The sequence below is a fragment of the Methylobacterium trifolii genome, from assembly GCF_022179685.1.
GTDB lineage: Bacteria > Pseudomonadota > Alphaproteobacteria > Rhizobiales > Beijerinckiaceae > Methylobacterium > Methylobacterium trifolii.
The window spans coordinates 1-11,265 of the sequence record NZ_BPRB01000214.1 but is presented as its reverse complement, the minus strand read 5'-3'; the positions used below and the strand labels follow the sequence as shown (position 1 = coordinate 11,265).

The 11,265-nt window shown below is 71.4% G+C and carries 9 protein-coding genes; 4 read left to right on the top strand and 5 right to left on the bottom strand.

Features of this window, described 5'->3' with window-relative positions; genetic code table 11:
- On the top strand, positions 1-773 hold a 773-nt coding region (locus COGEMETH_RS18175), incomplete at its 5' end, for a TetR/AcrR family transcriptional regulator (RefSeq protein WP_238184015.1).
- A 2-nt stretch (positions 774-775) separates the two neighbouring features.
- On the opposite strand, the gene COGEMETH_RS18170 is transcribed toward COGEMETH_RS18175, so the two are convergent.
- From COGEMETH_RS18170 to COGEMETH_RS18155, 4 genes are read right to left on the bottom strand one after another with little or no spacing between them, the layout of a single operon-like run.
- The gene (locus tag COGEMETH_RS18170) at positions 776-1,927 is read right to left on the bottom strand and encodes an acyl-CoA dehydrogenase family protein (protein ID WP_238184014.1); all 1,152 of its coding nucleotides are present in this window, start codon (positions 1,925-1,927) and stop codon (positions 776-778) included.
- Between the two features lie 32 nt (positions 1,928-1,959).
- Positions 1,960-3,159 carry an acyl-CoA dehydrogenase family protein gene (locus tag COGEMETH_RS18165; RefSeq protein ID WP_238184013.1) on the bottom strand — a complete coding sequence of 400 codons (1,200 nt, stop codon included), beginning with the start codon at positions 3,157-3,159 and terminating at the stop codon, positions 1,960-1,962.
- Position 3,160: 1 nt separating this feature from the next.
- Positions 3,161-4,345 carry an acetyl-CoA C-acyltransferase gene (locus COGEMETH_RS18160; RefSeq protein ID WP_238184012.1) on the bottom strand — a complete coding sequence of 395 codons (1,185 nt, stop codon included), beginning with the start codon at positions 4,343-4,345 and terminating at the stop codon, positions 3,161-3,163.
- On the bottom strand, positions 4,342-6,048 hold the full coding sequence (locus COGEMETH_RS18155; RefSeq protein WP_238184011.1) for an AMP-binding protein: 1,707 nt from the start codon (positions 6,046-6,048) through the stop codon (positions 4,342-4,344). The genes COGEMETH_RS18160 and COGEMETH_RS18155 overlap by 4 nt, the downstream gene beginning before the upstream one ends.
- A gap of 145 nt (positions 6,049-6,193) precedes the next feature.
- Here COGEMETH_RS18155 and COGEMETH_RS18150 point away from each other — a divergent pair, with 145 nt between their 5' ends.
- The 3 genes from COGEMETH_RS18150 to COGEMETH_RS18140 all read left to right on the top strand — a co-directional run bounded on the left by COGEMETH_RS18150 (position 6,194) and on the right by COGEMETH_RS18140 (position 10,122).
- On the top strand, positions 6,194-7,399 hold the full coding sequence (locus COGEMETH_RS18150) for a CaiB/BaiF CoA transferase family protein (RefSeq protein WP_238184010.1): 1,206 nt from the start codon (positions 6,194-6,196) through the stop codon (positions 7,397-7,399).
- 46 nt (positions 7,400-7,445) lie between these two features.
- The gene (locus tag COGEMETH_RS18145; RefSeq protein ID WP_238184009.1) at positions 7,446-9,548 is read left to right on the top strand and encodes a 3-hydroxyacyl-CoA dehydrogenase NAD-binding domain-containing protein; all 2,103 of its coding nucleotides are present in this window, start codon (positions 7,446-7,448) and stop codon (positions 9,546-9,548) included.
- 298 nt (positions 9,549-9,846) lie between these two features.
- Complete coding sequence (locus COGEMETH_RS18140) at positions 9,847-10,122, top strand: hypothetical protein (RefSeq protein WP_238184008.1); 276 nt, start codon at positions 9,847-9,849, stop codon at positions 10,120-10,122.
- A gap of 1 nt (position 10,123) precedes the next feature.
- Here the strand turns inward: COGEMETH_RS18140 and COGEMETH_RS18135 are convergent, their stop codons facing one another.
- The gene (locus COGEMETH_RS18135) at positions 10,124-11,143 is read right to left on the bottom strand and encodes a YcjF family protein (RefSeq protein WP_238184007.1); all 1,020 of its coding nucleotides are present in this window, start codon (positions 11,141-11,143) and stop codon (positions 10,124-10,126) included.
- Between the last annotated feature and the right edge of the window lie 122 nt (positions 11,144-11,265).

The following is an 11,265-nucleotide window of genomic DNA, read 5'->3' as shown; positions in this document are numbered from 1 at the left end:
TGCCCGGCCTCGACCGGGCCGGCCGCAACGCCCGCGCCCACCTCGTCCTCTCCGTGGTGCACATGGTGCGGGCCTGGATCGACCGGTACGACCCGGCCGACTACCCGCGCGTCGGGGAGCGTGTGGCGGACATCCTGCTCGAAGGGCTCGCGGGTCCGGGCAGCCGCTGGCCGCTGGTCGACCCGCCCCTCGGCCGTGCCGATGCCGGGCCGACGGAGCCGTTCCTGCGCGCGGCGACCGCCCTGATCAACGAGGAGGGCTACCGTGGCGCCTCCGTCGAGAAGATCTCGGCCCGGCTGAGCGTCACCAAGGGCTCGTTCTACCACCATAACGACAACAAGGACGATCTCGTCGCGAACTGCTTCGCCCGCACCTTCGCGATCCTGCGGGGGGAGCAGGACGCGGCCGAGGCGCGGGGAGGTCCGGGCTGGGAACGCCTCACCTCCTGCGCCCGCGCGCTGGTGCGTCACCAGTTCTCGGAGACGGGGCCGCTCCTGCGCGGCGCGGCGGTCGGCGCATTGCCCGACTCGCTCCGGTCGGCGATCTCGCTGACGATGCGCCGCCTCTGGGAACGGCTCGCCTTCCCGATCATGGACGGGATCGCGGACGGGTCGATCCGGGCGGTCGACGCCACGATCACGGCCCAGGTCGTGAGCAGCATGATCGACGCGGCCTCGGACCTCGACCGCTGGTGCGCGGCGGCCGAGGCCGGCAACGCAGCGGACCTGTTCGCCCGCCCGCTCTTCCTGGGCGTCTACGCGCAGACGGACTGAGGTCAGGCCGCGACGAGGACGCCGGCATCGGCCACCCGCCGCAGGTGGAAGGGCGTATCGCCGAGCTGGTACTCGATCATCGCGAGCCGCTTGAAGTGGTGCGCGCCGAGATACTCCATGGTCATGCCGATGCCGCCATGCAGCTGCACCGCCTCCTGCCCGACGAGGCGGCAGGCCTTGTTGATCTGCACCTTCACCGAGGACAGCGCCGCCGCCCGCTCGTCCGCGTCGGCGGCATCGACCATCATGGCGCCGTAGATGGCCATCGAGCGGGCCTGCTCCAGGGCGATGAGCATGTCGACGGCGCGGTGCTGGAGCGCCTGGAAGCTGCCGACCGCGACGCCGAACTGCTTGCGGGTCTTGAGATACTCGACGGTCAGGGCGTGCAGCGCGGACATCGAGCCGACCGCCTCGGCGGCGAGCGCCGCGATGCCGTGCTCGGCGACGCGCCGCAGCAGCGGCAGGCCGCTCTCCGGATCGCCGAGGACGGCGTCGCCACCGAGGCGGACATCGGCGAGCATCACTTCCGCGGCGCGCCCGCCGTCCTGGGTCGGATAGGGCTGGACGGTCAGTCCCGGCGCGTCGGCCGGCACGAGGAACAGGCCGATGCCGGCGGGATCGCGCCGGTCCCCGGACACGCGGGCGCTGACGACGATCAGCCCGGCCGCATCCGCGTTGAGCACCACGCTCTTGTGACCCTCCAGCACGAAGCCGTCGCCGTCGCGCCGGGCTTGGGTGGCCACGTCGTGGAGGTCGTAGCGGGACTGGCGCTCCGTATGGGCCAGGGCGAGGCGCAAGGTTCCCTCGACGATGCCGGGGATGTAGCGCTCCCGCTGTGCCGCGTCCGCACCGAGCCGCAGGGCCGTGGCGCCGAGCACGGTGCTGGCGAAGAACGGCTCGACGGCCAGCGTCCGGCCGACCGCCTCCATCACGATCATGGTCTCGACCGGGCCGCCCCCGAAGCCGCCGTCCTCCTCCGAGAACGGCAGGCCGCAGACACCGAGCTCGGCGAACCGGCGCCAGTTGTCCGCGGAGAAGCCCAGGGGCTCGGCCGCCCGCCGGCGCCGCGTCTCCAGGGACGGGTAGGCATCCGCGCAGAAGCGCTCGATGCTGTCGCGCAGCAGGCCCTGCTCGTCGCTGAAATCGAAGTCCATGCCGGTTCTCGCGGGGTTGCCTGACGGGGGCCTCAGAGGCCGAGGATGCCCTTGGCGATGACGTTGTGCTGGATCTCGTTCGAGCCGCCGTAGATCGAGACCTTGCGGTTGTTGAAGTAGCTGGGTGCCGCCGCATCCACCCAGTCGAAGCCGCCGGGCAGGTCGTTGCGGCCCTGTCCGTCGCGCGCAGGCGCGGCCAAGCCGAAGGGGCCGGCCAGTTCCAGCAGGAGTTCGGTCGCCGCCTGCTGGAGCTCGGAGCCCCGCACCTTGAGGAGCGAGGAGGCGGGATCGGGCTCGACGGAATCGGCCCGGCCCTGCTTGGCCGTGACCCGCATCTGGGTGATCTCGAGGGCCTTCAGCTCGATCTCGACCTCGGCGACGCGGGCGCGGAAGTCGGCGTCGTCCCACATCGTGCCGGGGCCCGCCGGCATCGCGCGCGCCAGCCGCTTGATGCGCTGGATGCGCTCCTTCGTCAGCCCGATCCGGGCGATGCCGGTCCGCTCGTTGGCGAGCAGGAACTTGGCGTAGTCCCAGCCCCTGTTCTCCTCGCCGACGAGGTTCTCCACCGGTACGCGCACCGAATCGAAGAACACCTCGTTGACCTCGTGGCGCCCCTCCAGGGTGATGATCGGGCGCACGGTGATGCCGGGACTCGTCATGTCGATGACGAGGAAGGAGATGCCCCTCTGCTTCTTCGCCGCGAAGTCGGTGCGCACGAGGCAGAAGATCCAGTCGGCGTGCTGGCCCAGGGTAGTCCAGGTCTTCTGGCCGTCGACGACATAGTGGTCGCCGTCGCGCACCGCCTTGGTCTTGAGGGAGGCGAGGTCGGAGCCGGCTCCGGGCTCCGAGAAGCCCTGGCACCACCAGTCGTCGAGGTTGGCCGCGCGCGGCAGGAAGCGCTCCTTCTGGGCCTGGTTGCCGAAGGTCGCGAGCACGGGCCCGAACATGTAGCAGTTGAATTGCTGCGGCAGGGGTACGGCGGCCTGGAAAAGTTCCTCGGTGTAGATGTAGCGCTGGATCGGGGTCCAATCCTGGCCGCCCCATTCCGTCGGCCAATGCGGCACGGCCCAGCCCCGGGCGTTGAGGATGCGCTGGGCCGCCACGATGTCGTCCTTGCCCAGGCCGCGGCCCTCGGAGACCTTGCGGCGGATCTCGGCCGGGATTTTTTCGCGGCAGAACGTGCGGACTTCGTCGCGGAACGCGGCCTCCTCGGGGGTGAAGCGCAGGTCCATGTCAGCTCCCGATCTCGATGAGCCCGGCACAGCCCATGCCGCCGGCCACGCACATGGTCACGACCGCGTATTTCGCGCGCCGGCGGCGCCCCTCCAGCAGGACGTGGCCGACGAGCCGGGCCCCGCTCATGCCGAAGGGATGGCCGATGCTGATCGCGCCGCCGTTGACGTTGATCTTCCCGGGGTCGATCCCGAGGGTGTCGCGGCAATAGAGGGACTGTGAGGCGAAGGCCTCGTTCAGCTCCCACAGGTCGATGTCGTCGACCGTGAGGCCGTTGCGCTCCAGGAGCCGCGGCACGGCGAAGACCGGCCCGATGCCCATCTCGTCGGGCGAGCAGCCGGCCGATGCGAAGCCGCGGACGATCCCCAGGGGCGTCAGCCCGCGGCGGGCGGCCTCCTTGTCCGACATGAGGATCGAGACGGAAGCGCCGTCCGAGAGCTGGCTCGCGTTGCCGGCCGTGACGAAGGCGGCCTCGCCGCGCACCGGCGTGAGCCTGGCCAGCCCCTCGAGGGTAGTGTCGGGCCGGTTGCCCTCGTCCCTCGCGAGGCGCGTCTCGACGCTGCGGGTCTCGCCGGTGGCCTTGTCGGTCACGGCCTGCAGCGCGGTGATCGGCACGATCTCGTCGTCGAACAAGCTGCGCTCCTGCGCGGCCGCCGTGCGGCGCTGGCTTTCCAGGGAGAATTCGTCCTGGGCCTCCCGCGAGATGCCGTAGCGGTGGGCCACGATGTCGGCCGTCTCGATCATCGGCATGTAGATCGCCGGCAGGTGCGCCATCAGCCAGTCGTTGCGGGTCAGGTCCTTCTGCACCCTGGGCTGGACGAGGCTGATCGACTCGACGCCGCCCGCCACCGCGACCGGCACGCCATCGAGGATCACGCGCTTGGCCGCCCCGGCGATCGCCTCGAGGCCCGAGGCGCAGAAGCGCGAGACCGTGACGCCGGCCGACCGGACCGGGATGCCGGCCACCAGCGCTGCGTGCCGGGCGACGTTGCCGCCGGTGGCGTTCTCCGGGTAGCCGCAACCGAGCACGACCTCCTCGACCACCTCCGGTTCGAGGCCGGCGCGGTCCAGCGCCCCGCGGATCGCGTGGGCCGCGAGGTCAGCGCCTCCCGTGAGGTTGAGCGCGCCGCGAAACGCCTTGCCGATCGGCGTGCGCGCGGTCGAGACGATGACGGCGTCGGTCATGGGTGCTCCGGTCCGGATCGGGCGCGCTCCTCCGCGACGAGGACGCTGGCGAGCAGTTTGCCCGCCGGGCTGCGGGGCAGGGCGTCGCGGAACTCCAGGGCGCGGGGGATCTCGTGGCGGCCGATGCGGCTGCCGAGGAAGTCCTGGAGCGCCTCCAGGGTGAAGGGCTCGACGCCCGGCTTCAGGGTGACGAAGGCCTTGGCCGCCTGCCCCCGGTAGTCGCAGGGGATGCCGATGACGATGGTCTCGGCAACGTCCGGGTGTTCGTAGATCGCGCCCTCGATCTGCACCGGATAGACGTTGTATCCACCCGAGATGATCATGTTCTTGCGCCGGTCGACGAGGTCGAAGAGCCCGTCCGCATCGACCCGGCCGATGTCGCCGGTGAGGAACCAGCCGTCGCAGAACGCCTCGGCGGTCGCGTCCGGCTGCTCAAAATAGCCGGCGAAGACGTTGGGGCCGCGGATCGCGATCTCGCCGATCTCGCCGATGGCCACTTCCCGCGCCGGGTCCTCCAGCGAGACGATCCGGAGCCGGAACCCCGCGAGCGGGATGCCGATGACGCCGGGCCGGCGCTCGGCCCTGGCCGGCAGCCGCGTGCCGGCGGGTGCGGTCTCGGTCATGCCCCAGCCCACGGAGAGGTCGACGCCCATCAGCCGGCTGAGGCGTTCCATCACCTCGAAGGGCAGCGGCGCGCCGCCGCTCATGCAGGAACGGAGCGATGAGAAGTCCACGGTCTCGATGCCGGGCCAATTCAGCAGGGCCACCCACATGGTCGGCACGCCGGGAAACGACGTCGCGCGCTTGAGCGCGATGTCCGCGATCACCTCTGCGGGATCGAAACGCTGGCGCAGCAGGATCTGGGTCCCGCCCCGGACGCAGCGGAGCAGCACGGTCGTCAGGGCGTAGATGTGGAACAGGGGCAGCACGCAGACGATGCGCGCCGCAGCCAAGGCGTCGTCGCCGTCGTCGGTCCAGAGGCGATACATCGAGACCGCGGCCGTGAGGTTGCCGTGGGTGAGCATCGCGGCCTTGGGCAGGCCCGTCGTGCCGCCGGTGAATTGCAGCAGCATCACGTCGTCGGGCGTACGCTGCGGCCACGCGGCCGGGACGGGGGCCTGACGGAGCGAGGCCAGGGGCACGACGCCTTCGCGCTCCGGGATCGGCAGCGGCTCGGCCACCGTCGAGGCACCCCATTCCGCGTCGTCCCCGACGAGGATCGTATCGACGCTGCCCTCTTCGAGGAGGCGCAAAGCCACCGGCAGGAAGCCCGGCAGGTTCGTCGTCACCAGGATGCGGGCACGGGTGACGGAGAGCTTGTGCGCCAGCTCCCGCGGCGCATCGAGCCCCGAGAGGTGGACGACCCGGAGGCCTGCGCGGGCGGCCGCGAAGAACGCCAGGGGGTGGAAGGGGGTGTTGGGCAGATGCAGGCCGATCGTGGCATCGGGTGCGAGGCCCCGTGCGATCAGCCCCGCAGCGATCCGGTCGACCGCGGCGGCGAAATCCGGATATCCGATCTGCCGATCGCGGAAATCGATCACCGGGCCGCCGTCCGCGCGGGCGACGCCGGCTGCGAGGAGGTCCGGGATCGTCGAAATCTCGATCCGGCCGTCCCAGTCGCAGCAATCCGGAAAGGCCCGCTCCCAGGCCGGTCTTTCCGGTGTCGGGACCGGCTCGTCTCCAGGGATCGCGCCTCGCGACACGCCTTCCTCCCACGCGGTGCTTATGCTGGACCGCTTTTCCGGTATTGGATATTTCGATATGTGCCGATCGGCGGCACTGTCAACCGAACTTTGGATTTTTCGAAAGCATGGTACTGCCGCGCTGTACCGGACCAGGGGGCCGCGAATGACGACCGGGACGGAGTTCGACGGAGGCGAACGGCCGCTGCCGCTCGCGGGGGTGCGGGTCCTCGACCTGTCGCGGGTGCTGGCGGGGCCGTGGTGCGGGCAGGTGCTGGGCGACCTCGGCGCCGAGGTGATCAAGGTCGAGCACCCGGACCGCGGCGACGACACCCGCGACTGGGGCCTGCCGACCGCGGGCGGCACCACCTATTTCGACAGCGTCAACCGCAACAAGCGCTCCCTGGGACTCGACCTCGCCACGGAGGAGGGGGCGGAGATCGCCCGAACCCTGGCGGCCGGCAGCGACGTGCTGATCCAGAACTTCAAGCGCGGCGGGGCCGACCGGCTCGGGCTGGGCTACGCGCGGCTCTCGGCCGAGAACCCGCGGCTGATCTACTGCTCGGTCGTGGGCTATGTCGGCGACGGGCCGGAGGCCGACCGGCCGGGCTACGACCTCGTGGTGCAGGGCGAATCCGGGCTGATGGCCCTGAACGGCCGGGCCGAGGACCCGCCCCTGAAGGTGGGCGTCGCCGCCGTCGACCTGTTCACCGGGCAGTACGCGGCGCAAGGAGTGCTCGCCGCCCTCTACGAGCGCGAGCGCACCGGGCGCGGGCGGCTCGTGGAGATGGCGCTCTACGATTGCGGCCTGAGCCTGACCTCCTATGTCGGCCTGGCGGCGCTGGCGCTCGGGCGCGATCCCGAGCGGGTCGGCAACGCCCACCCGGCCATCGTGCCCTACGGGGTGTTCGAGGCGGCCGACGGCCCCTTGGTCATCACGGTGGGCAACAACGCCCAGTACCGGCGCTTCTGTGCCGTGATCGAACGGCCGGACCTCGCCGAAGACCCGGATTACGCGACCAATCTCGGCCGCTCGCGCCACCGCGACCGCCTTGGGCCGCAGATCGAGGCCGAACTCGCCCGCCGCCCGCGGGCGGCCCTGATCGCGGCGCTCCAGGCCTCGGGCATTCCCTGCGGCGAGGTCGCGGGGCTGCACGAGGCGGTGCGTTCGGAGCGCACCGCCCAGGCCGGCATGCTCGCGGACGGCGACAGCCCGGTGCTGGCGCCGCCCTACCGCATCGACGGCACGCGACCGCCCGTGCGCCGGCCCCCACCGGGGCTCGGCGCGCATACCGGGCCGATCCTGACGGAACTCGGCCTCGACGCGGTCCGGATCGCGGAGCTGAGGGCACGCGGGATCGTCGCCGGCTGACGGCAAGCGATATGAAGCGACACCGAGCGGGAGAGGACGAACAGGCATGAGCGACCAGAACACCCCGACCCGGATGCGCGTCGAGGGCCGCGTGGCGGTCGTTACCCTGACGGCGCCTCCGGTGAACGCCCTGTCGAGCACCTTGCGCGAGAGCCTGCGCGAGCGGATCGGGCAAGCCGGGCAGGACGCAGGCATCGGCGCGATCGTGCTCACCGGGGCAGGCCGGCTGTTCTGCGGCGGGGCCGACATCACCGAGTTCGGCAAGGCACCTCAGGGCATCGGCCTCGGCGAACTCCTCGCGATCGTAGAGACTTCGAACAAACCCATCGTGGCGGCGATCCATGGGCAGGCTTTGGGCGGCGGCCTCGAACTGGCGCTCGCCTGCCATCACCGGGTCGCGACGCCCTCGGCGAAGCTCGGCCTTCCGGAGGTGAAGCTCGGCATCGTGCCCGGCGCCGGCGGCACGCAGCGCCTGCCGCGGATCGTGGGGCCGGAGAAGGCCCTGGAGATGATCACCTCCGGCCAGCCGGTGAGTGCGAAGGCGGCCCACGCCATGGGCCTTCTCGACGCGCTGACCGCGGAGGATGCCCTGGTCTCCGACGTAGTCGCCTTCGCCGAGGACGTCCTGGCAGCGGGCAGGACCTCGCCGCGCATCCGCGACCGGAACGACCGCCTCGCGGAAGCGCGCGAAAACCCGAACCTGTTCAAGGATTTTCGCGATGCCAACACGAAGAAATTCCGCGGCTTCGAGGCGCCGGAGGGCTGCATCCGCTGCGTCGAGGCGGCCTGTACCTTGCCCTTCGACGAGGGGCTCGCCTTCGAGCGCGAGACCTTTCTGCGGCTGGTCGCCGGGGCGCAGTCGGTCGCGCAGCGCCACGTCTTCTTCGCCGAGCGGGAAGCCGCCAAGATCCCCGACATGTCCGGCGACACCCCGACGCTCCCGATCACCCGCGTCGGCGTCGTCGGCGCCGGCACCATGGGCGGCGGCATCGCCATGAACTTCCTCAACGCCGGCATCCCGGTGACGATCGTGGAGGCCAAGCCCGAGGCCCTGGAGCGCGGGCTCGAGACCATCCGGCGCAACTACGACAACACCGCCCGGAAGGGCCGCATCAGCGCCGCCGACGTGGAGACCCGGATGGGCCTGCTCTCGGACGGCCTCGACCTCGCGGCGCTCGCCGAGTGCGACCTCATCATCGAGGCGGTGTTCGAGGACCTCGACCTCAAGCGCGCGGTGTTCTCCCGGCTCGACGCGGTGGCCAAGCCCAGCGCCATCCTGGCCACGAACACCTCCTACCTCGACGTGGACGTGATCGCGGGCATGACCGGCCGGCCCGAGCACGTGCTGGGCCTGCACTTCTTCTCGCCCGCCAACGTCATGCGGCTGCTGGAGGTGGTGCGCGGCGAGAAGACCGACACCCGGGTGCTGGCCACCGCCATGCAGCTCGGGCGGCGCATCGGCAAGGTCGCGGTGGTGGTGGGCGTCTGCCACGGCTTCGTCGGCAACCGGATGCTGGCCGAGCGCCAGCGGGAAGCCAACGGGCTGATCCTCGAAGGGGCGCTGCCCCAGGACGTGGACCGGGTGATCCAGGAGTTCGGCCTGCCCATGGGCCCCTTCGCCATGAGCGACCTCGCCGGCCTCGACATCGGCTGGTCGGCGCAGACCTCGAAGGGCGAGAGCGTGCGCGACATCCTGTGCGAGCGCGACCGCCGCGGCCAGAAGACCGGCCGGGGTTTCTACGATTACGACGAGACCCGGAAGGCCACGCCTTCGGCCGAGGTCGAGGCCGTGATCCGCGAGGTCTCGCAGAGACAGGGGCTGACCCGGCGCGCGGTCTCCGACCAGGAAATCCTGGAACGCTGCCTGTATCCGATGGTCAACGAGGGCGCCAAGATCCTCGAAGAGGGCAAGGCGCTCCGCGCCTCCGACATCGATACGGTCTGGGTCAACGGCTACGGCTGGCCGGTCTATCGCGGCGGCCCGATGCACTGGGCCGACACGGTGGGCCTCGGCACGATCCTGGAGCGGATGCGGGCGTTCCGGGCCGAGCACGGCGACGCCTTCAACCCCTCCGCCCTGCTGGAGCGACTGGCGGCCGAGGACGGCGGCTTTTCGGGTTACGACCGCCGAGCCGGACAAGCCGCCTGAGGGCCGCCGGAGCCCGATCAGGCTTGGGAAAGGCTTCGGCGAGGCTTCGAAGCCGTCGCGCTCGGCCGACGGGCGGCCGGGGGGAGCGGACGCGGTGCCGACCGGTCCCGAAACCGCCCGGACAATCGGCTTTCGAAAGACCGGTACGGTTCTTGGAAGACGCCGGAGCGCGCCCGGATCACCGATCCGGCCGGTCCCCGTGCCGCGTTCCTTCCCGCGAGGAACCGGCGCGATCCCCCCGCGCCCCAGCCGTCAAACGGCCGTGGCTTAACCATTCGTTTACCGAGAGCCGCGCTGGATGGACCCGGAACACGGGCATTGCGGCCCGCGGGAGATCGATGTGACGCGGAAAGAGCTTCTGGATCGACTCGAAGCCGTCCAGGCGGCGCTCGGGCCCCGGGCCCACACCTCCTTCAACAGCTCGCTCTTCGGCGACGCCGCCCTGCTGAAGCGCATCGAGGCCTTCGAGGCCCAGGTGAACGCGGTGGAGAAGCCGAAGATCGCCGACTACACCGGCAACATGTTCTCCCGCATCGCCAACAGGCGCAACGCGGAAGCCATCCAGAAGCGCTGAACTACTTCGGCTCCGGCTCGGCCGCGCGCAGAAGCTCGCCGGCCACGTCCGTGAGCCGGGGAGGGGCCTCGCGCACGAAGGGCAGGGGCCGGCAGACCGCGAGCGCGGCGAGCCCGAAGCGGGCGGTCATCAGGCCGTTGAGCACGCCCTCGCCGAGCTTGGCCGAGATGCGCGCGGCGACCCCTAAGCCCAGCACCTGCTGCATCACGCTCTCGCCGACCGCCATGCCGCCGGTGACGGTGAGGTGGGCGAGCGCCGCGCGCCCGAGCCGCAGGAACCCGAGGAAGCCGGGCCGCCCGCCATAGATCGCCGCGATCCGACGCAGCAGGCGCACGGCGGCGAAGACCACGAAGGCCACGTCCACGATGGCGCGGGGGCTCAGCGCCGTCACCGCCGAGACCTGCCGGGCCGCCGAGGCGATGGCGTTGCGGGCCTGCCGGTCGAGGGGCGCCAGCAACTCGTGCTCGGCCAGCCCGATGCGGTCGTCCACGTCAAGGATGGCGTCGGCCGTCGCCTCCAGTCGCTGGCGCCCGGCCGCGAGCGCCGCGCTATCCTTGTAGAAGGCGCCGATCTCGGCGACCACGGCCTGGGCGCCGGTGTGGTCGCGGGTGGCGATGGCGTCGATGGCCGATTGGCGCAGGCGCTCGATCTTCCGCTCCCGCCGCAGCCCGGCGAGCTCCCGGACCACGATCGCCAGCAGGGCGAACCCGGCAAGCCCCAGCAAGGCGAGGGCGACCCAGCCAAGCCAGGGCGCGGCCTGGAACAGGTCGGCGATCATGCGCTCGACCGAGAGGCCGACCGCGATCGAGACGAGGCCGCCGGCGGCCGAGACGAACAGCGCGCCCCAGGGCGAACGCCGCTTGGCCGCCACCGGCACGGGCACGCCGTCGGCGGCCTCCACGATCTCGAACGGTTCCTCCACGATCCGCACGCCGGAGGGCGCGGTGGGCTCCGTCGTCACGCCCTCGACGGGGTCGGCAGTGGGGATTCGGAAGGCGCGCGGGCGCTGAGGGGAGGACATGGTTTCAGTGTTCCCCGCACACGCGCCGCGTCTCTCCCTCCCCCCCCTGCGGGTGAGGGTGGCCCGCGAAGCGGGTCGGGAGAAGGGAGCGCGTTGTCCGGAAAGGGCGCTCCCCTCTCCCG